Origin of the sequence: Serinicoccus sediminis, assembly GCF_004153545.1 — a bacterium.
GTDB classification, from domain to species: Bacteria; Actinomycetota; Actinomycetes; order Actinomycetales; family Dermatophilaceae; genus Ornithinicoccus; species Ornithinicoccus sediminis_A.
Genome location: NZ_SDVA01000002.1, coordinates 110366 through 133568, shown reverse-complemented (window position 1 = coordinate 133568; position 23203 = coordinate 110366). Strand labels below are relative to the sequence as shown.

At 74.2% G+C, this 23203-nt stretch carries 29 protein-coding genes; 17 read left to right on the top strand and 12 right to left on the bottom strand.

All coding sequences use genetic code 11. The annotated features are described in order from the left end of the window. The first annotated feature begins 9 nt into the window (after positions 1–9). The 6 genes from EUS26_RS03160 (at position 10) to EUS26_RS03135 (ending at position 4265) form a co-directional block, all read left to right on the top strand. Entirely contained in the window at positions 10–579 is a 570-nt protein-coding gene (locus tag EUS26_RS03160) for a mycothiol transferase (protein ID WP_130011728.1), read from the top strand. 19 nt (positions 580–598) lie between these two features. Continuing rightward, entirely contained in the window at positions 599–730 is a 132-nt protein-coding gene (locus tag EUS26_RS17270) for a TfoX/Sxy family protein (protein WP_238148788.1), read from the top strand. Then, complete coding sequence (locus EUS26_RS03150) at positions 727–1860, top strand: DNA glycosylase AlkZ-like family protein (RefSeq protein ID WP_130011727.1); 1134 nt, start codon at positions 727–729, stop codon at positions 1858–1860. Before EUS26_RS17270 ends, EUS26_RS03150 begins: the two co-directional genes overlap by 4 nt. Before the next feature lie 142 nt (positions 1861–2002). Continuing rightward, positions 2003–3088 carry a homocysteine S-methyltransferase family protein gene (locus tag EUS26_RS03145; protein ID WP_130011726.1) on the top strand — a complete coding sequence of 362 codons (1086 nt, stop codon included), beginning with the start codon at positions 2003–2005 and terminating at the stop codon, positions 3086–3088. A gap of 200 nt (positions 3089–3288) precedes the next feature. After that, on the top strand, positions 3289–3750 hold the full coding sequence (locus EUS26_RS03140; RefSeq protein ID WP_130011725.1) for an ArsR/SmtB family transcription factor: 462 nt from the start codon (positions 3289–3291) through the stop codon (positions 3748–3750). Further along, on the top strand, positions 3747–4265 hold the full coding sequence (locus EUS26_RS03135) for an SRPBCC domain-containing protein (protein ID WP_130011724.1): 519 nt from the start codon (positions 3747–3749) through the stop codon (positions 4263–4265). Before EUS26_RS03140 ends, EUS26_RS03135 begins: the two co-directional genes overlap by 4 nt. On the opposite strand, the gene EUS26_RS03130 is transcribed toward EUS26_RS03135, so the two are convergent. Beyond that, a complete protein-coding gene (locus EUS26_RS03130) occupies positions 4258–5151 on the bottom strand; it encodes a LysR family transcriptional regulator (protein ID WP_130011723.1) in 894 nt (297 codons plus the stop codon). The two genes, EUS26_RS03135 and EUS26_RS03130, sit on opposite strands and share 8 nt — an antisense overlap. Positions 5152–5223: 72 nt before the next feature. On the opposite strand from EUS26_RS03130, the gene EUS26_RS03125 reads away from it, so the two are divergent. Further along, on the top strand, positions 5224–6174 hold the full coding sequence (locus tag EUS26_RS03125; RefSeq protein WP_130011722.1) for an EamA family transporter: 951 nt from the start codon (positions 5224–5226) through the stop codon (positions 6172–6174). 231 nt (positions 6175–6405) lie between these two features. On the opposite strand, the gene EUS26_RS03120 is transcribed toward EUS26_RS03125, so the two are convergent. The 3 genes from EUS26_RS03120 to EUS26_RS03110 are packed head-to-tail and all read right to left on the bottom strand — an operon-like array spanning position 6406 to position 8521. Further along, entirely contained in the window at positions 6406–7275 is an 870-nt protein-coding gene (locus tag EUS26_RS03120) for a hypothetical protein (protein WP_130011721.1), read from the bottom strand. Beyond that, positions 7272–8153, bottom strand: coding sequence for an ATP-binding cassette domain-containing protein (locus tag EUS26_RS03115; protein ID WP_130011720.1), 882 nt, complete (start codon positions 8151–8153; stop codon positions 7272–7274). The genes EUS26_RS03120 and EUS26_RS03115 overlap by 4 nt, the downstream gene beginning before the upstream one ends. Continuing rightward, positions 8150–8521 carry a GntR family transcriptional regulator gene (locus EUS26_RS03110; RefSeq protein ID WP_130011719.1) on the bottom strand — a complete coding sequence of 124 codons (372 nt, stop codon included), beginning with the start codon at positions 8519–8521 and terminating at the stop codon, positions 8150–8152. Before EUS26_RS03110 ends, EUS26_RS03115 begins: the two co-directional genes overlap by 4 nt. A gap of 470 nt (positions 8522–8991) precedes the next feature. On the opposite strand from EUS26_RS03110, the gene EUS26_RS03105 reads away from it, so the two are divergent. From EUS26_RS03105 to EUS26_RS03095, 3 genes are all read left to right on the top strand, one after another. Further along, complete coding sequence (locus EUS26_RS03105; RefSeq protein WP_130011718.1) at positions 8992–9759, top strand: phosphoadenylyl-sulfate reductase; 768 nt, start codon at positions 8992–8994, stop codon at positions 9757–9759. Beyond that, entirely contained in the window at positions 9756–11045 is a 1290-nt protein-coding gene (gene cobA / locus EUS26_RS03100; protein WP_130011717.1) for a uroporphyrinogen-III C-methyltransferase, read from the top strand. The genes EUS26_RS03105 and cobA overlap by 4 nt, the downstream gene beginning before the upstream one ends. Positions 11046–11110: 65 nt before the next feature. Then, a complete protein-coding gene (locus EUS26_RS03095) occupies positions 11111–11779 on the top strand; it encodes a sirohydrochlorin chelatase (protein WP_165368487.1) in 669 nt (222 codons plus the stop codon). 41 nt (positions 11780–11820) lie between these two features. Here the strand turns inward: EUS26_RS03095 and EUS26_RS03090 are convergent, their stop codons facing one another. Beyond that, positions 11821–13059, bottom strand: coding sequence for a sensor histidine kinase (locus EUS26_RS03090; RefSeq protein WP_130011715.1), 1239 nt, complete (start codon positions 13057–13059; stop codon positions 11821–11823). Between the two features lie 54 nt (positions 13060–13113). After that, entirely contained in the window at positions 13114–13290 is a 177-nt protein-coding gene (locus EUS26_RS16835; RefSeq protein WP_165368486.1) for a hypothetical protein, read from the bottom strand. A 105-nt stretch (positions 13291–13395) separates the two neighbouring features. Between EUS26_RS16835 and EUS26_RS03085 the strand changes: the two genes are divergently transcribed. Then, positions 13396–14109 (top strand): response regulator transcription factor, encoded by a 714-nt coding sequence (locus EUS26_RS03085; protein WP_238148787.1) that lies wholly within the window; start codon positions 13396–13398, stop codon positions 14107–14109. A 30-nt stretch (positions 14110–14139) separates the two neighbouring features. Here EUS26_RS03085 and EUS26_RS03080 read toward each other — a convergent pair whose 3' ends face one another. The 5 genes from EUS26_RS03080 to EUS26_RS03060 are packed head-to-tail and all read right to left on the bottom strand — an operon-like array spanning position 14140 to position 17746. Further along, positions 14140–15600, bottom strand: coding sequence for a hypothetical protein (locus EUS26_RS03080; RefSeq protein ID WP_130011713.1), 1461 nt, complete (start codon positions 15598–15600; stop codon positions 14140–14142). After that, entirely contained in the window at positions 15597–16409 is an 813-nt protein-coding gene (locus EUS26_RS03075) for an ABC transporter ATP-binding protein (protein WP_130011712.1), read from the bottom strand. Before EUS26_RS03075 ends, EUS26_RS03080 begins: the two co-directional genes overlap by 4 nt. Next, positions 16406–17023 carry a hypothetical protein gene (locus tag EUS26_RS03070; RefSeq protein ID WP_130011711.1) on the bottom strand — a complete coding sequence of 206 codons (618 nt, stop codon included), beginning with the start codon at positions 17021–17023 and terminating at the stop codon, positions 16406–16408. The genes EUS26_RS03075 and EUS26_RS03070 overlap by 4 nt, the downstream gene beginning before the upstream one ends. After that, positions 17020–17334 carry a hypothetical protein gene (locus EUS26_RS03065; protein WP_130011710.1) on the bottom strand — a complete coding sequence of 105 codons (315 nt, stop codon included), beginning with the start codon at positions 17332–17334 and terminating at the stop codon, positions 17020–17022. The genes EUS26_RS03070 and EUS26_RS03065 overlap by 4 nt, the downstream gene beginning before the upstream one ends. Positions 17335–17392: 58 nt before the next feature. Continuing rightward, positions 17393–17746, bottom strand: coding sequence for a hypothetical protein (locus tag EUS26_RS03060; RefSeq protein ID WP_130011709.1), 354 nt, complete (start codon positions 17744–17746; stop codon positions 17393–17395). A 140-nt stretch (positions 17747–17886) separates the two neighbouring features. On the opposite strand from EUS26_RS03060, the gene EUS26_RS03055 reads away from it, so the two are divergent. Further along, on the top strand, positions 17887–18357 hold the full coding sequence (locus tag EUS26_RS03055) for an SRPBCC family protein (RefSeq protein ID WP_165368485.1): 471 nt from the start codon (positions 17887–17889) through the stop codon (positions 18355–18357). A gap of 94 nt (positions 18358–18451) precedes the next feature. Then, a complete protein-coding gene (locus tag EUS26_RS03050) occupies positions 18452–19126 on the top strand; it encodes an NAD(P)H-binding protein (RefSeq protein ID WP_130011707.1) in 675 nt (224 codons plus the stop codon). Positions 19127–19202: 76 nt separating this feature from the next. Here the strand turns inward: EUS26_RS03050 and rimK are convergent, their stop codons facing one another. Beyond that, positions 19203–20405: a 30S ribosomal protein S6--L-glutamate ligase gene (rimK, locus tag EUS26_RS03045; protein WP_130011706.1), complete on the bottom strand. Its 1203-nt coding sequence runs from the start codon at positions 20403–20405 to the stop codon at positions 19203–19205. Positions 20406–20430: 25 nt separating this feature from the next. Here rimK and EUS26_RS03040 point away from each other — a divergent pair, with 25 nt between their 5' ends. The 4 genes from EUS26_RS03040 (at position 20431) to EUS26_RS03025 (ending at position 23092) form a co-directional block, all read left to right on the top strand. Further along, positions 20431–20919 (top strand): ATP-dependent zinc protease family protein, encoded by a 489-nt coding sequence (locus tag EUS26_RS03040; RefSeq protein ID WP_130011705.1) that lies wholly within the window; start codon positions 20431–20433, stop codon positions 20917–20919. A 95-nt stretch (positions 20920–21014) separates the two neighbouring features. Continuing rightward, complete coding sequence (locus tag EUS26_RS03035; protein WP_130011836.1) at positions 21015–22007, top strand: succinylglutamate desuccinylase/aspartoacylase family protein; 993 nt, start codon at positions 21015–21017, stop codon at positions 22005–22007. Positions 22008–22093: 86 nt separating this feature from the next. Further along, entirely contained in the window at positions 22094–22507 is a 414-nt protein-coding gene (locus tag EUS26_RS03030) for a VOC family protein (RefSeq protein ID WP_130011704.1), read from the top strand. A gap of 30 nt (positions 22508–22537) precedes the next feature. Then, positions 22538–23092 carry a GNAT family N-acetyltransferase gene (locus EUS26_RS03025; RefSeq protein ID WP_202865022.1) on the top strand — a complete coding sequence of 185 codons (555 nt, stop codon included), beginning with the start codon at positions 22538–22540 and terminating at the stop codon, positions 23090–23092. Positions 23093–23203 lie beyond the last annotated feature (111 nt).

Sequence of the window (23203 nt, the reverse complement as noted above, 5' to 3'; positions counted from 1 at the left end):
GTCGCGGTCATGAACACCTCACCCGTGTGGGAGCCGCCGCGCACCGGCGACGAGACCGCCCACCTGGTCGGTGCCCTCGACCGGCAGCGCATGACCTTCTGGTGGAAGGCCGAGGGGCTGGATGCCGCCGGTCTCTCCACCCGCATCGGCGCCTCCTCGCTCACCCTCGGGGGGCTGCTCAAGCACCTCGCCGGGGTGGAGGCGGTCGCCGCGACCTGGCGGCTGGACGGCTCCTCACCCGGCAGCCCGTGGGCGGAGGTCGACTGGGGGACGACGCCGGACTGGGACTTCGCCAGCGCCGCGGACGACCCCCCGGAGCAGCTCTACGCGCGCTACGTCGAGACGGTCGCCGCCACCCGGGCCCGGCACCGGGAGGTCGTCGCGGCCGACGGGCTGGACCGCATCATCTCCTGGGGCCAGGAGTTCGGGATCGAGCTCAGCCTGCGCCGGATGCTCTTCGACCTCCTGGAGGAGTACGGCCGGCACACGGGTCACGCCGACCTCCTCCGGGAGGCGGTGGACGGCCGGGTGGGCGAGGACCCGCCCGAGGACTGGGCGCCGCCCGCCGCGTGGGCGTGAGCGACGGCATACTCGGCTCATGGGGTATGACGAGGGGCTCGCGCAGCGGATCCGTGACCTCCTGGCCGACGAGACCGGGGTGGCCGAGCGGCGGATGTTCGGCGGGCTCGCGTTCCTCGTGGGCGGCCGCGCGCAGCCGCCGACGCCGTGAGCGTGCACCGGCTGTCCCGGCGGGACGCGCGGCGGGTCGGGGTGCGGGCCCAGCTGCTCACCCGGCACCGGCCCGGCGACGTCGTGGAGACGGTGCGGGAGCTGACCCTGCTGCAGATCGACCCGGTCAAGGCGCTCGCGCCGGCCCAGCACCTCGTGCTGTGGAGCCGGCTGGGCAGCGCCTACGACACCGGTGAGCTGGACCGGCTGCTCGCCGACCGGGTCCTCGTCGAGCTGCTGGGCTTCGTGCGGCCGGCCGAGGACGTCGCGCTCTTCCGGGCCGAGATGCAGGCCTGGCCCGCGCCGTCACGGCGGGACGGCACGCTGCGCCCGTGGCAGGAGGGCCAGGCGCGCTGGGTCGCGGCCAACGACCGCGCGCGCCGCGAGATCCTCGCCCACCTGTCGGCCGAGGGCGCGACCCCCACCGCCGCGCTGCCGGACGCGACCGAGGTGCCGTGGCGCTCGAGCGGCTGGACCGACGACAAGAACGTGCAGCGGCTGCTGGATCTCATGGTCGCCCGCGGCGAGGTCGCCGTGTCCGGCCGCGAGGGCGGGCAGCGGCTCTGGGACCTGGCCGAGCGGGTCTACCCCGACCTCCCCGCCGTGCCGCTGGAGCAGGCGCGGGCCGAGCTGGACGAGCGGCGCCTGGCGGCGCTCGGGCTGCTGCGGGCCCGGGGGCCGGAGTGCCCGGTGGAGCCGGCCGACGCACGGGCCGCGGGCGAGGAGGCGGAGGTCGAGGGGGTGCGGGGCAGCTGGCGGGTGCACCCGGCCTACCTCGACCCGCCGGAGACGTTCGCCGGCCGCGCCGCGCTGCTCTGCCCGGTCGACCGGCTGGTCTTCGACCGGGAACGGATGGCCGAGCTGTTCGAGTTCGACTACGTCCTGGAGATGTACAAGCCGAAGGCCCAGCGCCGGTTCGGCTACTACGCGTTGCCCGTGCTCGACGGGGACGAGCTGGTCGGCAAGCTCGACGCCACCGCCGACCGTCGGCGTGGCGTGCTGCGGGTCGACGCCCTCCACGAGGACGGGGTATGGAGTGCCGCCCGCCGCGAGCGCGTGCTCGCCGAGGTGCACGACCTGGCTGCGTGGCTCGGGCTGGACCCCGAGCTGCCGGCGCACCTCGGCGGCTGACGGATCCCTCCCCGCGCGGGCCTCGCGGGAGTAGCATCGCGGTGCCGCCCGGCTGCGCCCAGGGCCCACCCGTCCCGGGACCGCCGTGGCTGCCGGGCCCGACCGGGCCCGGTGACCGACGAGCTCGCGAGGAGGGGCACGGATGAGCGACCCGCAGACCGACGACCCCCGCACCACCACCACGCCCACCGGCCTCGTCGAGCGCCTCGACCAGGGCCCGGTGATCTGCGCCGAGGGCTTCCTCTTCGAGCTGGAGCGCCGCGGCTACCTCACCGCGGGCGAGTTCGTCCCCGAGGTCGCGCTCGAGTTCCCCGACGCGCTGCGCACGCTGCACCGCGACTTCCAGCGCGCCGGCAGCGACGTCGTCGAGGCCTTCACCTACAACGGGCATCGCGAGAAGATGCGGGTCATCGGCAAGGAGGAGCTGCTCGAGCCGCTCAACCGGGCCGCGCTGCAGATCGCCCGGGAGGTCGCCGACGAGAAGCCCGGCGACCTCGTCGCCGGCAACATCTCCAACAGCAACGTGTGGGACCCGGACAGCCCAGACGCCCAGCGCGAGGTGCGCGGGATGTTCGAGGAGATGGTCGGGTGGGCCGTCGAGGAGGGCGCCGACCTCATCATCGGCGAGACCTTCTACTACGCGGGCGAGGCCGAGGCCGCCCTGGAGATCGCGCGGGCCAGCGGGCTGCCCGTGGTGCTGACCGTCGCACCGATGGCGGGCGAGGAGATGCGCGACGGGGTGGGCATCGTCGAGGTGTGCCAGCGGCTGGAGCAGGGCGGGGCCGACGTCGTGGGGATGAACTGCTTCCGCGGCCCGGCCACCATGCTGCCGTGGCTGCGGCAGATCCGGGAGGCGGTGAGCTGCCACGTCGCCGCGCTCCCGGTGCCCTACCGCACCACCGAGGCCGAGCCGACGTTCTTCAACCTCAGCGACGACAACGGCGTCCTCGTGCCCTCGCCGCACGGCCGGACCTTCCCGACGGCCCTGGACCCGTTGTCCTGCAACCGGTACGAGATCGGCGCGTTCGCGGCGGAGGCCTTCGCGCTCGGGGTCAGCTACCTCGGGGTGTGCTGCGGCGCCTCCCCGATGCTCATCCGCCAGGTGGCCGAGGCGGTCGGGCTGGAGACCGAGGCCAGCCGCTTCTCGGAGAAGATGCAGAACCACTTCATGTACGGCGACAACGCGCGGCTGCCCGAGCACATCCGAGGGCTCGGCGACTCGGCCTGAGCCCCGCGCCCCGGCTCGACGGGGGCGGTGAGGGCGGGGCGGCTCGTCAGGTAGGGGGCCGGTCCTGTCGCGGTGACAACCTGAGCAGAGAAACCTCGTCGACGCAGGGGCTGCGACCCCCGAGCGGGCGGTGTTTCTCTGCTCGGGCGCGGGCCAGACCGACCCTTGCGCTATTTGTAACTGCATGGTTACCTATATTCATGGACGTGTATGCCGCGCTCGCCGACCCGGTGCGCCGCTCGCTGCTGGAGCAGCTCGCCGAGTACGGCGCCTGCCGGGTGGTCGACCTCACCGCCGGCCGCGGCATCTCCCGGCCCGCCGTGAGCCGGCACCTGCGGGTGCTCGGCGAGGCCGGGCTGGTGCAGGCCCGGGACGTCGGGCGCGAGCGGCACTACCGGCTCGAGACCGCCCCGCTGCAGGAGATGGTCGACTACGCGCGGCGGCTGGGGGGCGCGACGCCGGCGAGTGACTCGCCCACGCCGACCGCTGCGATGACCAGCCCCACCGGTGCGCTCACCCCCGCCGACGCGCTCACCCCCGCCCCGCCGGTCGGCGCGCACCACCTGGACGCCCTCGACCTCGAGGTGCGGCGCACCGTCCGGGAGCGCGGGGGCGAGGCACGGCATACCGGAGCCGACGACGACACCGAGGAGACCGCATGATCACCGGAGCACCCGAGACCATCGACGGGCAGGAGCACCTCGTGCTCACCCGCACCTTCCGCGCGCCGGTCGGGGACGTGTGGGCGGCGGTCACCGAGAGCGAGCGGCTGGGCCGGTGGTTCGCGACTTGGAGCGGCGACCCCGCCTCCGGCAGGGTGCGGGTGACCTGGGTCTACGAGGACGAGATGCCCACCGAGACCTACGTCATCGAGGTCTGCGAGGCTCCCACCCGGTTGCGTGTCCACAACGAGAACGACGACCCCGCGCAGGTGTGGACCCTCGACCTGCAGCTGTCCGAGACGGCCGGCGTCACGACGCTGCGCTTCGCCCAGGTGCTGACCGACCGGTCGGTGGTGACAGACGTGGGACCGGGCTGGGAGTACTACCTCGACCGGCTCGAGGAGGTCGTGCGCACCGGGGAGCAGGCGGCGGCCGAGTGGGAGGGCTACCTGGCCATGAGCGGGGAGTATGCCGCCGCGTTCGGTCTCCCGGAGCAGGGGGAGCCGGTCAGCTGAGGCGGGCGCCGATGCGCTCGAGCTCGTCGACGACCGTGCGGACGGCGAGGCGCGCGTAGCGGTCGGGCCGGCACAGGGCCACGACCGCACGCCGCGCGGGCACCCCGTCCAGCGGCCGCAGCACGACCTGCTCGTCCGAGGGCGTGGTGAAGCGCGGCAGCAGCGCCAGGCCGACCCCGCGGGCGACGAGCGAACGGATGAGGGCGTTGTCGCGCAGTCGCTGGGTGCGGCGCAGGGGCTGGCCGGTCAGCGCCTCGACGGCCAGCAGGATCGTGTCGAACGGGTACCCCTCGGGCACGCCGATCCAGGTGGTGCCGACGAGGTCGTCGGGGGTGAGCCGGGCGCGGTCGGCGAGGGGGTGGCGGGCCGGCACCGCGACGTCGATCGGCTCCCGGGCCAGCACCCGGGAGGTGAGCCGCTCGGCGCCGGTCGGCACGTCGCCGCGCAGGCTGTGCGCGATGACGACGTCGGCGTCCAGGGTCCGGGTGGCGAAGTCGGCCTCGGCGAGGTCGAAGTCGTCGAGGGACAGGTCGATCGCGCTGCCGGCCAGGGCGTCGACGAGGTCGGGCAGCAGCGCCTCCCCGGCGCTGGGCAGCGTGCCGATGCTGACCCGCCCCCGCGGCTCACCGCGCGCCGCGTCCAGGCGCGCCTGCACCTGGGCGTGGGCACGGCATACCTCGTCGGCGGCGTCGGCGAGCAGCTGTCCCTCGGCGGTCAGCCGCAGCCCGCGCCCGACCGGCTCGACCAGCGTGACGCCCAGGTCGCGCTCGGCCGTGCGCAGCTGCTGGGACAGCGCGGAGGGCGTGCGGTGGGTGGCCTCGGCCACGGCGGCGAGGGTGCCGCGGACCGCGAGCTCGCGCAGCAGCTCCAGATGGCGCACGTCCATGAAGCCAGCCTAAGCATTCACGTCATGAAGACTCGCTAGACCTTCCCGGTCGGCGACCGCAAACTCGGAGGTATGCCGATGCGCCACACCCTCCTCGCCGTCCTGGTCGCGGCCCTGTGGGGGCTCAACTTCCTGGCCATCCACGCCTCGCTGGAGCACTTCCCGCCGCTGTTCCTCGTGGCGCTGCGCTTCGCGGTGCTGGCGGTGCCGACCCTGCTGCTGGTGCCGCGGCCGCAGGTGCCGGTGCGCTGGCTGGTCGGGTACGGGCTGGGGTTCGGGACGCTGCAGTTCGTCGGGCTCTACCTCGGGATGGCGGCCGGCTTCCCCGCCGGCCTGGCCTCGCTGGTGCTGCAGGCGTCGGCGCCGTTCACCGTGCTGCTCGGCGTGCTGCTGCTGGGGGAGCGGCTCACGCCCCGACGGGCCGTCGGCGTCGGCGTCGCGGTGCTGGGGCTGGCCGTGGTGGGGGTGAGCCGGGCCGACGGGAGCGCCGGGCAGCTCGTGCCCTTCCTGCTCGTCGTCCTCGGGGCCTTCGGGTGGGCCATCGGCAACCTGTCCAGCCGGCTCGCCGCCCCGCCGAACCCGCTGCACCTCACGCTGTGGATGTCGGTCGTGCCGCCGCTGCCGATGCTGGTGGTGTCGTTGCTGGTCGAGGGCCCGGGCGAGATCTGGGAGGCGCTCGCGACGTCCGGGACGGCGGTGGCGCTGCCGGCGTGGCTGGGGCTGGCCTACACGGTGGTGCTCGGCACGGTCGTTGGCTCGGGCATCTGGGTGTGGCTCATGGCGCGGCACCCGGCCGGTGTCGTCGCGCCCTTCTCGATGCTGGTGCCGGTGGTCGGCATCTCCGCGGCGTGGTGGGTGCTCGGGGAGCGGCCCGCCGTGCTCGAGCTGGCCGGCGGGGCGCTCGTCGTGGGCGGTGTGCTCTGGGCGGCCCGGCGAGGCCGGCCAGCCGCTGCCGGCCTCGCTCCCGCGGGGCTCGACGGCGACGAGGTGCCGGTCGAGGCGGTCGGCACGCGGCGGGCCTGAGGGGTCTGCGGGCAGACGCCGGGCCTGCCCCACCAGCAGGCACCTGAGCAGAGAAGGGCCGCCCACACAGGTGCTGCAACACTTGAGTGGGTGACCCTTCTCTGTTCAGGTTGGACCCGCCCGACCTGAGCAGAGAAAAGTGCTCAGCGCAGGTGTAGCAACCGCCGAGTGGGGAACCTTTCTCTGCTCAGGCGCCTCCCAGCCGCGAGGGCCCACCGCCGCAGGCGTGCCTCAGGCGGAGGCGCGCGGGGGGAGCGGGAGGCGCCGCAGGACCAGCCAGGCGCCGGCTGCGACGAGTCCGAGGACGAGCAGCGACAAGACCGCGGTGGGCGCCGTCGGAAGGGCGTCCTGAAGGTCCTGCAGCCAGCTCGGCCTGCCTCCCGGCCCCTCCCCACGCAGGGTCACCGACCGCGTGAGGACGTCCTGGACGAAGTACGGCAGGCCCACCGTCAGCGGCAGCAGCACCGTCGCCCACCCGCCCCACCGGACGAAGCTGGCGCCGACGAGCACCCCGCAGACCGCCCCGGTCAGGCAGACCATCAGCATCGCACCGAGCAGCGCCCACCACGGCGCCTCGTGGACGAAGAGCTCGTCCCCGAGGGCCGACTCCATGAGCCCCAGCCCGACCCGGTCCAGGACCGTCGCGCCGACGGCGAAGACCACCGCCACGACGAGCGAGCCGACCAGCCCGGCCACCGTCACAGCGCGCCGGGTGAAGCCGGCGTGGACGTAGTGCCGCACCTGGGCGCCGACGCAGATGACGAGCGCGGTGAAGGCGATCCACGGCACCGTCGACATGGTGGCGTAGTGCGTGATCTGGGCGAGCAGGTCTCCCCTGCCGCCCGCGGCCACACCCACCGCCACCGCCCACGCCACGGCGAGCACCACCAGGGTGCCGACCGTGATGCCGAGCATGCACCGCAGGACGTAGCGGGTCAGGCGCACCCAGGGAGCGGCCGCCGGCGGGGTCGCCGCGGTGTCACCGGCCGTCGTCCCCGGCGCCGGCTCCGCTGCTGAGCCACCCGGCGTGGACCTCCCCGTGACGGAGGCGGAGGACCGGCCGAGGCTGCCGGACCGAGCAGGGCTGGTGGGGGTGTTCATGCTGCGTCCTTGTCACTCGTGAGGTGGATGAAGAGGTCCTGCAGCGGCACGGCGCCCAGCTGCAGGCCCTGACGGTCCGCCTCGGTGACCCAGGCGGGGTGGGGCCGGCCCAGCACGGTCGCCTCGCGGGTCGGGCCGAGGTCCCGGCGACCGACCACCCGGAGGTCCCGGGTCATCGCCTCGACGCGGTCGGCGCGGCCGGTGACGGTGGTGCCCTGCGTGCGCAGGTCGTCGGCCTCCTCGGAGAGGACCACCCGGCCCCGGTGCAGGATCGTCACGGTCTCGAGCACGTGCTCGATCTCCTGGATGAGGTGGCTCGAGACGATGATCGTCCGCGGGTGCTCGGCGAAGTCCGCCAGCAGGGCTTCGGTGAACTCCTGCCGTGTGGGCGCGTCCATGCCGAGGTGCACCTCGTCGAGCATGGTGAGCGGTGCCCTGCTCGCCAGGCCGAGGGTCGCAGCGACCACCGACTGCTGCCCGCGGGAGAGCCGGGCGAGGCTGCGACGTCGCGGGATGTCGAACCGGTCGAGCAGGTGATCGGCCAGGCCCTGGTCGAAGCGCGGGCGGCCCGTCTGGTGCAGGCGCAGGATGTCGCGGACCTTGAGGTCGGCGGCGAGGTCCCCGGTGGCCCGCATGAGGCAGGTGTCCTGCATGAGGGTCGCGTCCTCGAAGGGGTCGCGCCCCGCGAGGGCGACCGCGCCGGAGTCGGGGCGCTGGAAGCTCGCGAGCAGCGACAGCAGCGTCGTCTTCCCGGCGCCGTTGCGGCCGAGCAGGCCGTGGATGCGTCCCGGCGCGAGGTCGAGGGTGACGCCGTCGAGGGCGTGGGTGGCGCCATACCGGACGGTGGCGTCCCGGGTGGTCACGGAGAGGCCGGTCATCGGTCGTCCTCCTGGTCGAGGTGGGTGTGCAGGTATGCCGTCAGCTCGGCGGCGGTGATCCCGAGGGCGGCGGCCTCGCGCACGACGGGGGCCAGGCGCTCGTCGAAGAACGCCTCCCTCCGGGCGGCGCGCAGCCGGCTCGTCGCGCCCTCGGCGACGAACATCCCGACGCCGCGCTGCTTGACGAGGATCTCCTCGGCGACCAGCTCGGCGAAGGCCTTGGCGGCGGTGGCGGGGTTGATGCGGTAGGTCGTGGCGTACTGCGTGGTGGACATCACCTGGTTCCCCTCCTGCAGGGCGCCGGTGAGGATCTCACCGCGGATCGCCTCGGCGATCTGCAGGTAGATCGGGTCTCGTCCGTCGAACATCAGCCCTCGCTTCTGTGGTTCATTACTTCACTAATGAACCACAGGACGTCGAGCGGCGTCAACCCCCGGTCCGGTATGCCGCTCGCGCGTCCGGTGTGTGCTGACGACGCGTCCGGTGTGAGCTGGGCGCGCGTCCGGTGTGTGCTGGCCGCGCGTCCGGTGCGGGGAGGGGGGTCGGGAGGAGGGAGGAGTCGCGGGGAGGGGGGGTCGGGGGGTGGAGAGGGGGAAGGTGACCCAACGACTTGTGACCGGATCGATAACTGGGCATGATGGGCGCATGTCTTCCGGCGGATGGCGCCTCACCACGTGCCACGAAGTGGACCTCCTGCGCGTCAGCAGCATGCTGATGTGCCCCTGTCGCTGAACCCCGCCCCCCTGGGTCGCCGCGGACCCACCGCAGCACCGGCGTGCACGACCCCGCCGACGTGCGCCCCCGCGCGACCTCCCAGCGACACGCAGCCCGAGGTGACATGACCACGACCACCCTGCCCCTGACGACCCGCACCGGCCGGGCCGAGAACGCCCGTCTGCGGACGCTCGCCGACCACGCCGCCGAGCAGCTCGCCGACGCCGACGCCGACTCCGTCCTGGCCTGGGCCGCGCGGACCTTCGGCGACCGGCTCGCGGTGACGTCGAGCATGTCGGAGGCGGTCCTGGCGCACCTGGTGTCCCGGCACCGGCCGGGGGTGGACGTGCTCTTCCTCGACACCGGCTACCACTTCGCGCAGACGCTGCGCACCCGCCACCGGGTGGCCGAGCAGCTCGACGTCACCGTCGTCGACGTCCGGCCGCAGCGCACCGTGGCCGAGCAGGACGCCGAGCTCGGACCGCGCCTGCACGAGCGCGACCCCGGTGCCTGCTGCGCGCTGCGCAAGGTCGAGCCGCTGCGCCGGGCGCTCGCGGGGTACGACGCGTGGGTCACCGGGGTGCGCCGGGTCGAGAGCCCGGGGCGTGCCGGGACGCCCGTGGTGGCCTTCGACGAGTCCTTCGGCGTCGTCAAGATCAGCCCGCTGGCGGCGTGGAGCGACGAGGAGGTGGCGCTCTACGCCGAGCTCCACGACCTGCCGGGCAACCCGCTGCTCCAGCAGGGCTACCCTTCGATCGGGTGCGGCCCGTGCACCCGCAGGGTCGCCCCGGGCGAGGACCCGAGGGCCGGCCGCTGGTCGGGCTTCGCCAAGACCGAGTGCGGCCTGCACGGCGGGCCGCGAGCCGAGGAGCGACGGAGGGAGGCGTCATGAGCGGGCCGTTCCTGCTGGGCCTCGACCTGTCGGGCCGACGCGTCGTCGCCGTGGGCGGCGGGCCCGTCACCGAGCGCCGGGTCACCGACCTGCTGGCCGAGGGCGCCGTCGTCGAGGTCGTCGCCCCCGCGCTGTGCCCCGCGCTGGCCGCGCTGCTGGTCGGCGGCACCACCCTCTCGTGGACCCCGCGACGGTATGCCGGTGCCCCCGACCTCGACGGCGCCTTCCTCGTGCACACCGCGACCGGCGACCCGGAGACCGACCGGCGGGTCGCCGCCGACGCGGAGGCACGGCATACCTTCTGCATCGCCGCCGGCGAGGCCGCCGCGGGCAGCGCGCAGGTGCCGGCCCGGGCGGCGGTGCCGACCCCGACCGGCGAGGTCCGGGTGGCGGTGCACGCCGGCGGTGACCCCCGTCGCGCCGCGAGCATCCGCACCGACCTGGCCGAGCACCTGACCGGTGGAGTCGTCGACCTGCGGGCCCGGCGCCCGCACGGCGGCTGGGTCGCGCTGGTGGGTGCCGGCCCCGGGGACGAGCAGCTGCTCACCCGCCGCGCCACCACCCTGCTGGCGGCGGCCGACGTCGTCGTCGCCGACCGGCTGGTGCCGCGGTCCGTGCTGGCGCGCCTGCCCGAGACCGTGCGGGTCGTCGACGTGGGCAAGCAGCCGCAGCACCACCCGGTGCCGCAGGAGGAGATCAACCGCATCCTCGTGGAGGAGGCGCTGCGCGGGCACGGGGTCGTGCGGCTCAAGGGCGGCGACCCCTACGTCCTGGGTCGCGGCGGGGAGGAGCGGGCCGCGTGCGAGGAGGCCGGGGTGACCGTCGAGGTCGTGCCCGGCATCACCAGCGCCGTCTCGGTCCCCGCCGCGGCCGGCATCCCGGTCACCCACCGCGGGGTCGCCCGCGGTTTCACCGTGGTCACCGGCCACGAGGAGCTGCCCGGGCTGCCCACCGGCACCGATCACACCCTCGTCGTGCTCATGGGCGTCGCCGGGCTGCGCGGGACCGCCGCCCGCCTCGTCGCCGCCGGGCGGCCCCCGACCTGCCCGGTGGGCATCGTCGAGCGCGGTTGGACCGCAGATCAGCGGGTCACCCTCGGCACTCTCGCCGACATCGGCGACCGGGCCGAGCAGGTCGGCGTCAGCTCGCCGGCAGTGGTGGTCGTTGGTGACGTGGTCACCCTGGCGCACGGATGGGCGGAGCAGGTCGAGGGCGCGGGCCGGCCCGGCTCCGGGGTCGGCGACGGGCGGCCCGGCCACCACCTCACCGCCCACGCCGTCGCATGAGCCGGGCACCAGCTGCCACCCCGGCTGCCTCGACCACCGATCCGCGCGACCGCACGAGCAGGCCCTTGGTCGTCGCTGCGCACGGCACCGCCAGCGCCGAGGGGCAGGCGGTGGTGCGACGGTGCGCCGACGGTGCTGCCGCGGCGCTGGGTATGCCCGTCCCCGCCCGCGTCGGCTACGTCGACGTCTGCGGCCCCACCCTGGACGAGGTGCTGGCCGACGTGACCGACCCGGTGGTCGTGCCGTTCTTCCTCGCCTCCGGATACCACGTGAAGCACGACGTGCCCTCGGCGCTCGAGGCGCTGCCGGGGTCGACCCTCACCCCGGCCCTCGGGGCCGCCGACGAGGTCGTCGACGCCCTGGCCGACCGGGTCCGCGAGGTCGACCCGGACGCCGACGCCGTCCTCGTGGTCGGGGCCGGCTCCAGCGTCGACGCCGCCCGCGCGGAGGTCGCCCGGGTCGCCGAGCTGGTCGGCTCCCGGCTGGGCGCGGCCACCGCAACGGCGTTCCTGAGCGGCCCCGGACCGCGCGCGGCCTGCGCGCTCACCGCGCTGCGGATCGCCGGGCACACCCGCATCGTGCTGGCGACCCACCTGCTCTCGCCGGGCTGGTTCGCGACCAAGGCGCGGCGGGTCGCCGAGGCCGGAGGCGCGCTCGCCACCGGGCCGCTCGGCACCCACGACCTGCTCCGCGACCTCGTGGTCCGGCGCTACCGGGAGGCCGTGTCCCCCTGAGGCGGACGGGCCTGCAGGTGCAGCCGGAAGGTGGCGCTCGCTCAGCCTGGCCGGCCGTGCGGCGCTGCGGCGGGGTCTCGCGGTACGCGGGCGCGCACCTGCCACTTCCCATCCTCGGTGGCACCCGCCCCGAGCTCCCCTCCGGCGTCCTCGACGCTGGTGCGCAGCCCGGCCAGGCCACGACGGGCGCCGTCGTCGAAGGGCGTCCCCGTGCCCGGCTCCGCGAGCGGGCTGCTGACCTCGACGCGCAGCTCGCCCGACGGGCCGTCCCCCGAGCCGGTCACGACGACCCGGATGGGGCCTGGGCCGGCGTGCCGGATGGCGTTCGTGATCGCCTCGCGCACCACTCTCACCACCGTCTCGGGCCCCGGTCCGGGGGTCTGGTCGAGACGGGAGGAGGGGTCCAGCTGCAGCTCGACCTCCCGCCCCAGCTTGCGCGCCGTCCCCGCCAGGCGTGCCACCCGGTCCGACGGCAGCTCGCGGGCCTCGTCCTCACCGCGGTGGCCCGGTGTGCCGCCCACCACACCGCCCGGACGGTCGGTGGCCACCTCGAGCAGCTCGCGCAGCTCCAGGAGGGCTGCCGAGGAGGCCTCGTCCACCACCTGCAGCGTCTCCTCCCACCGGTCGCGGTCGACCTCGGTCCTGGCCGCACCGATGCTGGTGGCGATGACCGTGAGCTCGCTGGCGACGACGTCGTGCAGCGCTCGCGCCAGCGCGGCCCGTTCCTGCTGCCGCACCTGCTCGACGGCGACCCGGTGCGCCTCCTCCCGGCGCCGCGCCTCCTCGCGCATCACGGCCTGCTGACGGCGCGCGACCAGCACCCAGCGCAGCAGCTCCCCGACGGCAGCGGCCACCAGCACGAGCAACGCCGCGCCCCACAGGGCCGACGACGTGCTGAGCTCCGTGTGCCGGGCCAGCGTCACGAGCACCCCGACGGTCGCGGCACCGAGGTGCATCAGCGACAGCCAGCGCGGCGCCGTCGCCTGGGTCACACAGGTGACCAGCGCCACCGGGAGCAGCACCGGTGCGACTGCCCCGGTGACGGCGGACAGGACCAGAGCCAGCCAGAGCAGCGGGACGCCGGCCCAGGGGGTCAGCCCGACGAAGGCGAGGGACAGCCCGGCCAGCACCAGCACCAGCACCCTCGCGGGGTCGCCGGAGGCGAACCGCAGGTCGTCCACGGTCGAGACGGCGGCGACAGCGGCCAGCGCGGCGGTCGCCACGGCAGGAAGCCGTACGGCGACCTGCGGCGGACGGTGGGTCGCGTCAGGCGTGCCCACGCCCTCTCCTTCCCGGGAGTGCGGAGTCAGCCTCCCGGAGTCGGGGAGGTCACGTCAGTCACAGTCTAGGAAGTCGAAGATCTCGCAGAACAGCTGACCGGGCCCACCCACCCCCGGGCCGAGGACCGTGGTCTGCGCCGGGCCGGCGATCGCCGACGCGACCAGCGAGCCGGCGGCCCCGGCGTGGGCGAAGCGGTGGATCCAGGTGCGGGGTGTGGATGAGGAGCGCATGGACCCACCGTGCTGGCACCGGCACGCGGCGCGCCATGAACTTTCGGCCACGATGCCCCGTGTCCGACGGCGCACGCCCGGGCTCGGCGGCATACCATGCTGGTCGTGGGTGGGATCAGCGTGCTGGTGGTGGACGACGACGCCACCGTCCGCGACGGCATCTGCCGGCTGCTGGAAACACTCGCCCAGCCCGAGGTGACGCGGATCGACGTCGCGGGGGACGGCGAGGAGGCCCTGCTGCGGGCTGCGGCGACGCGCCCCGACCTGGTGCTCATGGATCTGGGCATGCCTCGGCTGGATGGTGTGGAGGCCATCCGCGAGCTGCATCGCAGCGACCCCGAGCTCCCCGTCCTCGCGCTCACCACCTTCAGCGCCGAGGAGACCGTGCTCGCGGCGATGGCGGCGGGCGCGAGCGGGTACCTGGTCAAGGACCGGGCCGCCCAGGAGCTCGGCCCGGCGGTGCGCGCGGTGCTGGAGGACGGTATGCCGTTGTCCCCAGAGGCGGCGCGCGCCCTCACCACCTGGGTGGCGCAGCGGCTGCGGGACGAGGAGGCGGGCAGGCGGGTCGCCTCGCCCGCCCCGATGGACCCCATGTGGGAGAGCCTGAGCGAGCGCGAGAGCGAGTGCGTGGACCACCTGGCCCGCGGGATGTCCAACCAGGAGATCGCCGACGCCATGTTCGTCTCGCTGGGGGCGATCAAGAGCTACCTCGCCTCGTGCTGCCGCAAGCTGGGGGTCCGGGACCGGGTGCAGCTGCTGATCCGGTCCACCGAGCTCGGTCTGGTCCAGCCCCAGCTGCCCCGCGACCACCTGGGCTGACCCCTGTCGTGAGCCGCGGGGGTGGCCCGGTCAGTCCATCCGTGACAGGGCGCGGGCCATCAGCCGCAGCGCCACGGCGGCCACGCCCACGGCCAGCCCGAGGTCCACCAGCACCAGGGCCAGCCCCTCGAGCCGCAGGAGCACGGTGATGGCCAGGATGACGATGGCCTCGATGGACAGCGTCAGCACCGACGTGATCGCCACACCGGTGGGCACGTGCCGGTCGAGGGGGAGCACCGTGCCGGAGAGCAGGGCCACGCTGAAGGTCAGCGCGAAGAGGCTGACCGCCTCGGCCCAGGCCAGCGGACCCCCGAACGACACGGCCACCGGGGCGAAGAGGACGAGGAAGAGCGACCCCTGCAGCAGCAGGTAGGGCAGCGTCCGGATGAGCGCCGCACGGGCGGGCGAGACCCCCGCCAGCAGCAGGTTCCAGGCGGTCTGGCGGGACCGTCCGTGGACCGTCTCGGCACCCAGCGCCGTGAGGAGCACGACGAGGAGCACCGCGACGCCCGGGTGCAGGTCGACGGCGAATACCCCGAGGACCGCCAGCCCGGCCACGAAGATCGTGGTGAGGGTGGCGACGCGGGTGACCGGGTCACGGAGCACCTGGGCGATCTCTCGAGCGGTCAGGTCGAGCGGCAGGTAGCCCGTCTGCGGCACGCTGTGCGCGCGGCCGAGGACGGGGAGCCCCCCGCCGGCGGCGTCACTGCGTGCCGCGAGCAGTCCCACCCCGACCAGGGCACCCGTCGTCGCGACGAGGACCAGGTGCGCGCCCGGGTGGTCGGGCAGCGGCCCTCCCCACAGTCCGGAGACGGCGAGCACCACCGAGCCGGAGCCGGAGCCGGTGACGGCGTGCATGACGTCGGCCAGCAGCAGCCCGACGGCCAGACAGACCAGGAGCAGACCGACGGACCTGGTGGCCTCGGCCGAGCGCAGCACCGGGGTCAGGGTCGACTGGGTCAGGGTGAGGACGGTGGTGGCCGCCGCGGTCGCCACGGCGCCGAGCAGGATCATCCCGACCATGGCCATCGCCGGGCGGGGTGAGAGATGCCAGGCCAGTGCCCATCCGCCGCCGAGGAGCAGCCCCAGACCCAGGATGAGCCCCCACGCGAGATGCCCCAGGTAGCGGGCGGCCCCGCAGGCGCGCCGGCTGACCCCGGCCATCCGAGCGTGCAGGAGCAGCGGTGACCCGTGCGGGCTGACCAGGTGGAGCACCAGGACGGCCGCCGCCGGTCCCAGCGCCAGGGCGAAGGGAAGGACCGAGACGGCGCGCTGGAGCAGATCTGCCGAGGAGTCGCTGCCCGCGAGGGTCGACTGGACGCCGGTGAGCGCCTCCCGCAGCATCAGGTACACCATGAGGTTCAGCGACGTCGCCGCTGCCGCGACGGTCACCAGCAGAGCGGGGAAGGCGGCCCGGGACGGGAGCCGGCGCTGCACGTGGTGGCGCAGCTGGCGGTTCTCGGCGCGGACCAGCAGCAGGGTGGCACTCATCGGGTGCCGCCTCGCAGCAGGGTGGCCGCGCGCTGCGCGGACTCCTCGACGGCGCTCCGCAAGCCGGTCGCCTCGAGGAAGGCGTCCTCCAGGAAGCGCTCGTCGCGACCTGCGGCCTCTCGCAGCGCGCCGACCTCCTCGTCCAGGACCACCACGCCGTCGCTGAGCACCGTGACCCGGTCGCAGAAGGAGGCCACCGCGCCGAGGTCGTGGGTGGAGACCAGGATCGTTCGGCCATCCGCCGCGGTGTCGGTGAGCACCCGCCGCAGGAGCGCCGTGGTCTCCGGGTCGAGGCCGCGGAAGGGCTCGTCCAGGATGAGCAGCGAGGGCATGTGCAGCAGGTTCGCGACGAGCTGCGCCTTGCGCTTCATCCCGTGGCTGTAGGTCCCCAGCAGCCGGTCGGTGGCCGAGCCCATCCGCAACGCCTCGAAGTGTTCGCCGATCTCGACCTGGGAGACGTGACGGCCCCGCAGCTGGGCCATGGTCTGCACGTACTCCACGCCCGTCAGCAGCTCCGGCAGCGGCAGGTCGTCGGCGCAGAAGCCCACCGCCTCCGAGACCTGCGGTCGCAGGTCGCTCCCGTCCAGCAGGGTGCGCCCGGACCGGGCCGGGACGAGGCCGAGCACCGTGTGCAGCAGCGTCGACTTGCCGGAGCCGTTCGGGCCGACCAGGGCGGTGATCTGGCCGGCGGGGGCCCGGAACGACGCCTCGTGGACGACGTCCGGCCCGGAGCGGTACCCGCTGGTCACCGCCTCGACGGTGAGGCCGGTGCGGGCGCCGGACGGGTGGAGGGGCTGGTCGGGGGTCATGACGGTTCTCCTCGCATCTGGGTCGGGAGGTGTGGCGCCACGGGGTGCCCGGGCTGCCGCGGCACGGCGACGGGGTGCTCGGGCTCGCGCAGCGCCGCGACGAGGGCCTGGCGGTCGGCCGCGCCCCCCGAGAGCGAGCCCACGTGCTGGACCAGGCTGGCTGTCCCCGGCAGCAGGGCCAGGTGCACCTCGACGCCGGCACCCAGCAGCGCGGCCACGGCGTGCGGGGCCAGGCACGTGAGGCCGCCTGCCAGGGGGCCGGCGAGGGTGACCAGCACGTCCTCGCGCCGGGGCAACCGGTCTCTCTCGATGACGACGGTCCACCGCTGCGGGGCGGCGAGCGCCGCCGCGGCACCGGGCGGGGCGAGGCGACGGTAGGCGAGCACGTGACCCATCTCGTGGGCCAGGTAGGACGTGGGATAGGTCAGCGCCGCAGCCGCGCAGAGCAGGGCCGGGCCGGCGCCGAGGAAGGGGTGCAGCACCCAGCCGGCGAGCAGGTGCAGCGGTGCGAGCAGCGCCGCCACCCGGAGCGGCGGCCCCGCACACCGGCGCAGCAGGCCACCCGGGCGGTGCGTGGTGCCGCCCGGGTGGCCCGCCGGTCCGCGGGGGTTCATCGGGGACGACGCAACCCCAGCAGCAGCCCGCTCGCGGTGCCGAGCAGGATGCCGGCCAGCGGGAGCACGACGATGCCGTTGCCCGACTGTGCCGTCACGTCCCCGGCGGCGCTGCGCTGCAGCTCGATGATCGGCAGCAGGTCCACGGACCCGCCCTGGCTGGACACCTGCGACATACCCCACAGGGCGATGCCGAGGGTGACCACGACGCCCAGGAGCAAGCCGGCCAGGGCCCCGAGGGCGCTGAAGCCGACGGTGCGCCGCATCAGGGCGCCGTTGCTGTCTGAGGGTGATCCCACCATGGTGGTCATTGTCTCCTCCTTGCTGGCGGAACGAGGGTCGGACGAGGGCTGGGCGGCAGCGGCGTGCTCAGGTGCTGCAGGCGATCTTGACCTCGAACCAGCTCGTCTTGACGAACCACTCGAAGTCCATGGCCTTGTTGGCGCAGTAGATGACCACGGCGACGGACATCGCCGCGGCCAGGACCAGGAGCACGGCGATGGCGACGACGAAGATGACCACGATCGGGCCGGCACTGTTGCGGCGACGCTCCTGGAGGGACTCCATGGCGGACGCGGGGCTGGTGCTGATGAGCAGCATCATGGCCAGCGTGCGCTCCGCGAGGGTGAGCGGCCGGCGGCCGGGTGGCGTCTCCGAGCGGATCTGGCTGGCCAGCGGTGCGGGGTGGTGAGTCCGCATGGACTCGGCGGTGACGGCGGTCATGACGTTCTCCTCTGGTCGTTGCGGCGGACGGTCCGCCGGTCGAACACCCACGACGCTAGGCAGGTCACGGGGCGGCGACCATGAACTTTCGGCCACGTCTGACCCCCGGGGGCCCCGGCCGGTTGCGCGAGGATGGAGGTGTGCCGACACCACCCCAGACCCCCGACCGGGGCCGCTGGTTCACCTTCCGCGAGGACTGGACGCTGCCCGTCGCTCCCGAGGCGGTGCTCGACCGGCTCGTCGACCTCGCGGCCTACCCGACGTGGTGGCGGCAGGTGCGCTCGGTCGAGCAGCTCAGCTCGGACCGGGCTCGGGTCCGGGCCCGCAGCCTCCTGCCCGTCCCGCTGGACCTCGTCCTCGTCCGCGAGCACGAGGACCGGCAGGCGGGGCGGTTGCGGGTGGGCATCGAGGGTGACCTGCAGGGGTATGTCGAGGTGCACGTCGCGCCCGCCCCCGGCGGGTGCCGGATGGTCTGGGAGCAGCGGGTGCTGCTGGCCAAGCCCGGGGTGCGCCACCTCGCCGCCCTGCCGCCGGCCCGCTGGGCGCTGCGCGCCAACCACGCGCTGATGATGCGCTCGGCGCGGGCCGGACTCGCCCGCCCCGCCGGCTGAGGCAACGGCACCGGACGGACAGCTGCGATGGGGTCGCTGCAGAAGGGGCAGCACCGAACGGAACAGCACCGGCCGCCGCGGTGTTGGCCCCGGTATGCGTATCGCCATCATCGGAGGACACGGCAAGATCGCCCTGCAGCTGGGCCCCCTGCTGGCCGGGCACGACGTCGACGCGGTGGTCCGTAACCCGGACCACGAGGCCGACGTCCAGGCCGCCGGCATGCGACCGGTCGTCGCGGACATCGAGACCATGAGCCGCGAGCAGCTCGTCGAGGTGCTCCGCGGGCACGACGCCGTCGTGTGGACGGCCGGGGCCGGGGGCGGTGACCCGGACCGCACCTACGCCGTCGACCGGGACGCCGCGATCCGCTCCATGGACGCCGCCCAGGAGGCCGGCGCGGAGCGCTACCTCATGGTCAGCTACATGGGCGCCCGCACCGACCACGGTGTGCCCGAGGACAACCCGTTCTTCGCCTACGCCGAGGCCAAGGCCGCCGCAGATGCCCACCTGCGCTCCTCCCAGCTCGACTGGACGATCGTCGCCCCGGGCGCCCTGAGCCTGGACGCCGGCACCGGCCAGATCGAGGTCATGGGCGACGGCACCGGCACGGTCGAGGGCGCCGAGGGTCGTGACGTGCCCCGCGCCGACGTCGCCGCCCTGCTCGCGCTCGCGCTGGACCGCGACGACCTCACCGGCCGGATGATCGAGTTCCTGGGCGGGCCCACCCCCATCGCCGAGGCCCTGGACGCGGTCGCCGGCAAGGCCTGACCGACAGGCAGCACGGCCAAGAGCCACAGACGGCGAGGCCAGGCCCGGGCATCCCGGGCCTGGCCTTCGTCGTCCCTCAGCCCGTGGGCACGTCCTCGAGGATCGGGGTCTTCGGCAGCGTGCGGACCCGCCGGGGTCGCCGCGACCGCGCCGGGATGAGCGAGCGCATGTGCTCGTGCTTGCCGAAGCACAGCAGCCGGTCGCCGTCCTCCAGCACCTTGGCGCCCGCGGGGTTCGGCACCACCCGGGTGCCGCGGTGCAGGGTCAGCACCTGGATGTCCTTCTCCCACAGGCCGGAGGCCTCGATCGTCTGACCGACCATGTCGGACCCGGACAGGACCGCGATCTCGGCGACGCCATACCCCGTCGACACGGCGAGCCGCTGGCGCACGTCGATGTCGGGGAAGCCGGACTGGTCGGCGATGTAGTCGACGATCGCGCCGGCGACGTCGAGCTTGGTGGCGGCCTCGATGCCCTGCAGGCCGGGGGAGGAGTTGACCTCCATGACGAGGGGGCCGTCGTTGCCCTCCAGCATGTCGACGCCGGCGACCCGCAGGCCCATGATGTGGGCGGCGCGGACGGCGATCTCCTCGTACTCCGGGTCGAGCTCGACGCGCTCCACGCTCCCGCCGCGGTGCACGTTGGACCGGAACTCATCGCCCTGCGCGCGCCGCCGCATCGCCGCGACGACCCGGTCGCCGACGACGAGGGCTCGCACGTCCTTGCCCTTCGACTCCTTGACGAAGCGTTGGATGAGCACCTGCTGGTTGGTGCCGTGCAGGGTCTCGATGATGGCCTCGGCGACCTTCATCGTCGGGGCGAGGATGACGCCGATGCCCTGGGTGCCCTCGAGCAGCTTGACGACGACCGGGGCCCCGCCGACCATCTCGATGGCGTGCGGGATCTCGGCGCGGTTGCGCACGAAGGCGGTGGCCGGCATACCGATGTTGTGCCGCGAGAGGATCTGCGTGGCGCGCAGCTTGTCGCGGCTGTTCATGATGCCGTTGGCGGTGTTGGGCGTGTAGACGTCCATCTGCTCGAACTGGCGCACCACCGCCGTCCCGAAGTAGGTCACCGACGCGCCGACGCGGGGCAGGACCGCGTCGTACGTCGACAGCGGACGCCCGCGGAAGTGCAGGTCGGGCTCGTCCCCGGACAGGTCGATGCCGAAGCGCAGGGTGTCGAGGACCTTGACCTGGTGCCCGCGCTCGAGCGCGGCGGTCCGCAGCCGTTGCGTGGAGTAGGCGCGCAGGGACCGGGACAGGATGGCGAGCTTCATCGAGGCGTCCTGAGAGGATGTGCGGGTGACAGGGCCAGACCATCTCACCACAGACCAGAGGGTCGTCGGGTGGCGGGAGTGGGTGCAGATGCCGCAGATCGACGTCCCGTGGATCAAGGCGAAGATCGACACCGGCGCCAAGACCTCGGCGATCCACGCCTTCGACCTGCGCGGCTTCGACCGCGGTGGACGCGACTGGGTGAGCTTCAGCGTCCACCCCTGGCAGGCCAGCGCCGAGGACTCCGTCTCCGTCGAGCTGCCGGTGCACGACTCGCGCTCGGTCCGCTCGTCCTCCGGGCACGAGGAGCAGAGGTATGTCGTGCTCCTCCCCCTGGTCCTCGGTGGCCGTGAGGTGCGGGCCGAGGTCACGCTGACCGATCGTGACGAGATGGGCTTCCGGATGCTCGTGGGGCGGGAGGCGCTGGTGCAGGGGTTCCTCGTGGACCCGGCGCTGAGCTATGCGGGCGGGCGGCCCGACCGGGCCGTGCGGCGGCGCAACTGGGGCAAGCGGTGAGCGCGGCGAGGACCGACGGCGGCCCGGACGCTGTCGGCGGAGCCGCCGCGCGGACCCCGGCCCGGCGTTCCCGCCAGCTGCGGCCCTCCTTCCCCATCGGCACCGTCAAGGTGCGGACGGGCAGCCGTCGCGAGGTGTCGCTGCCGATCTCGCGCCTGGTCACCGGGGCCGAGGTGAGCCTGCCGGTGCACGTGCTGCACGGCCACGAGGACGGCCCGACCCTGTGGCTCTCCGCCGCGATCCACGGCGACGAGGTCGTCGGCATCGAGGTGGTGCGGCGGGTGCTGGCCCGGCTGGACCCCAAGACCATCCGGGGCACCGTGCTGGCCGTGCCCATCGTCAACGTGCTCGGCGTGATGTCGGGCGACCGCTACCTGCCCGACCGGCGCGACCTCAACCGCAGCTTCCCCGGGTCGGCCCGCGGGTCGCTCGCCGGCCGCATCGCGCACCTGATGATGACCGAGGTCATCGGCCCCTCCGATGTCGGCATCGACCTGCACACCGGCGCCGACCGCCGCTCCAACCTGCCGCAGATCCGCTGCGACCTCGAGGACGAGCAGACGCGGGCGCTCGCCGAGGCCTTCGGCGCGCCGGTGGCCTACCACGCCAAGCTCCGGGACGGCTCGCTGCGGTATGCCGCCCGCGAGCGGGGTGCCCGGGTGCTGCTCTACGAGGGCGGCGAGGCCTGGCGCTTCGACGAGTGGGCGATCGTCGCGGGGGTGGACGGGGTCCTGCGGGTGCTGGCGCACCTCGGGATGATCGACCCCGAGGAGGTCACCGTCGACCCGGCCGAGAGCCCCAGCGACATCTGCTGGCGCAGCGGCTGGGTGCGGGCACGCCGGACCGGCATCGTGCACATGGACGTCGCGCTGGGGCAGCGGGTGAGCGAGGGCGAGAAGCTCGGCGAGCTGTTCAACTCCTTCGGCAAGCGGCTGGCCATCGTCAAGGCCGACCGCGACGGCGTCGTCATCGGCCGCGCCGAGGCGCCGCTGGTCAACCGGGGTGACGCGCTGGTCCACATCGGGGAGGTCGACTCCCCCGACCGCTCGGGCCTGGACGAGGACGCCCGGGACACCGACACCCCCTGACGCGACGCGGTCGACCCTGTCGGGGGCCCGGAGTAGGTTGCCCTCACCCTGACGGAGGAGCCGTCAGCGACCCAGGAGGTCTCGGCATGTCCACGCTCAACCCCTACATCTCCTTCGCCGGCACCACGAAGACGGCGATGGAGCGCTACCAGCAGGTCTTCGGCGGTGACCTGACGATGAACAGCTTCGGCGAGTACGGCATGGAGGGCGAGGGCTCGGACGGCATCATGCACGCGCAGCTCGTCACTCCCGCCGGTCTCGTCCTCATGGCCTCGGACACGCCTCCGGGTATGCCCGCGGCCGGCTCCGACGGCAACGTCTCGCTCAGCCTCAGCGGGGACGACGAGGCGGAGCTGCGTGGCTACTGGGACGGTCTCGCGCGCGGAGGCGAGGTGACCATGCCGCTGGAGCCGCAGATGTGGGGCGACACCTTCGGCATGCTCGTCGACGAGTTCGGCGTGTCCTGGATGGTCAACATCGCCGGCCCCCAGGCGTCGTGAGGGCCAGCTCGCTCCGGTCACGGTGCACGGGTGGGTGAGCGCGACGTGCCGGTCAGCTGGGACTTCCGTGTGGCGGGGCCGGCTGACACCGCGGCGGCGCTGGACGCATACCGGCAGATCATCGACCACCTGGCCGCGACCGCGGACTTCCCGCACTGGCACACCGAGAACCGCCCGAGCGAGGCCGAGGTCCGGGGGTGGGTCGACGCCGGCCAGCTGTACCTGGCCCTCGACCCGAGTGGCGAGCAGGTCGCCGGCGTCGTCGCGCTGAACCACGACGCTCCCGACGCCTACCGGCAGGCGCCCTGGGCCGTCGACGCGCCGCCCGAGCAGGTGCTCGTGGTGCACGCCCTGGGGGTGTGTCCCGCCTTCCTGCGTCAGGGGGTCGCGCGCTTCCTCGTCGACGCCGCCCTGGAGGTGGCGAGAGGCGAGGGGTGCCGCGCGGTCCGCCTGGACACCTACGTCGAGAACGCCGCCGCTCGAGCTCTCTACCCCCGGTGCGGCTTCACCGACCTGGGCGTCCACACCCTGCACTACGAGGGCACCGACCTCGACCAGTTCCACCTCTTCGAGCGCGTGCTCTGACGGCCACGCTGGGACCGGCCTCTGGCGACCCGCCAGGTCGGCGCGGTTGCGCTGTCGAGGTCGTGACAGACGTCAGTCCCGGGCGGTCGCCGCCGCTGCCACGCTGAGACG

Bases quoted from the DNA above. Each gene is read 5' to 3' on its own strand.
- EUS26_RS17270 (WP_238148788.1), top strand. From the start codon at position 599: ATGGGGTATGACGAGGGGCTCGCGCAGCGGATCCGTGACCTCCTGGCC.
- EUS26_RS03115 (WP_130011720.1), bottom strand. From the start codon at position 8,153: ATGACCGGCCTCTCCGTGACCACCCGGGACGCCACCGTCCGGTATGGC.
- EUS26_RS03145 (WP_130011726.1), top strand. From the start codon at position 2,003: ATGAGCGACCCGCAGACCGACGACCCCCGCACCACCACCACGCCCACC.
- EUS26_RS03080 (WP_130011713.1), bottom strand. From the start codon at position 15,600: ATGAGTGCCACCCTGCTGCTGGTCCGCGCCGAGAACCGCCAGCTGCGC.
- cobA (WP_130011717.1), top strand. From the start codon at position 9,756: ATGAGCGGGCCGTTCCTGCTGGGCCTCGACCTGTCGGGCCGACGCGTC.
- EUS26_RS03070 (WP_130011711.1), bottom strand. From the start codon at position 17,023: ATGAACCCCCGCGGACCGGCGGGCCACCCGGGCGGCACCACGCACCGC.
- EUS26_RS03140 (WP_130011725.1), top strand. From the start codon at position 3,289: ATGGACGTGTATGCCGCGCTCGCCGACCCGGTGCGCCGCTCGCTGCTG.
- rimK (WP_130011706.1), bottom strand. From the start codon at position 20,405: ATGAAGCTCGCCATCCTGTCCCGGTCCCTGCGCGCCTACTCCACGCAA.
- EUS26_RS03105 (WP_130011718.1), top strand. From the start codon at position 8,992: ATGACCACGACCACCCTGCCCCTGACGACCCGCACCGGCCGGGCCGAG.
- EUS26_RS03060 (WP_130011709.1), bottom strand. From the start codon at position 17,746: ATGACCGCCGTCACCGCCGAGTCCATGCGGACTCACCACCCCGCACCG.
- EUS26_RS03030 (WP_130011704.1), top strand. From the start codon at position 22,094: ATGTCCACGCTCAACCCCTACATCTCCTTCGCCGGCACCACGAAGACG.
- EUS26_RS03130 (WP_130011723.1), bottom strand. From the start codon at position 5,151: ATGGACGTGCGCCATCTGGAGCTGCTGCGCGAGCTCGCGGTCCGCGGC.
- EUS26_RS03110 (WP_130011719.1), bottom strand. From the start codon at position 8,521: ATGTTCGACGGACGAGACCCGATCTACCTGCAGATCGCCGAGGCGATC.
- EUS26_RS03160 (WP_130011728.1), top strand. From the start codon at position 10: ATGAACACCTCACCCGTGTGGGAGCCGCCGCGCACCGGCGACGAGACC.
- EUS26_RS03075 (WP_130011712.1), bottom strand. From the start codon at position 16,409: ATGACCCCCGACCAGCCCCTCCACCCGTCCGGCGCCCGCACCGGCCTC.
- EUS26_RS16835 (WP_165368486.1), bottom strand. From the start codon at position 13,290: ATGCGCTCCTCATCCACACCCCGCACCTGGATCCACCGCTTCGCCCAC.
- EUS26_RS03120 (WP_130011721.1), bottom strand. From the start codon at position 7,275: ATGAACACCCCCACCAGCCCTGCTCGGTCCGGCAGCCTCGGCCGGTCC.
- EUS26_RS03135 (WP_130011724.1), top strand. From the start codon at position 3,747: ATGATCACCGGAGCACCCGAGACCATCGACGGGCAGGAGCACCTCGTG.
- EUS26_RS03125 (WP_130011722.1), top strand. From the start codon at position 5,224: ATGCCGATGCGCCACACCCTCCTCGCCGTCCTGGTCGCGGCCCTGTGG.
- EUS26_RS03065 (WP_130011710.1), bottom strand. From the start codon at position 17,334: ATGACCACCATGGTGGGATCACCCTCAGACAGCAACGGCGCCCTGATG.
- EUS26_RS03050 (WP_130011707.1), top strand. From the start codon at position 18,452: ATGCGTATCGCCATCATCGGAGGACACGGCAAGATCGCCCTGCAGCTG.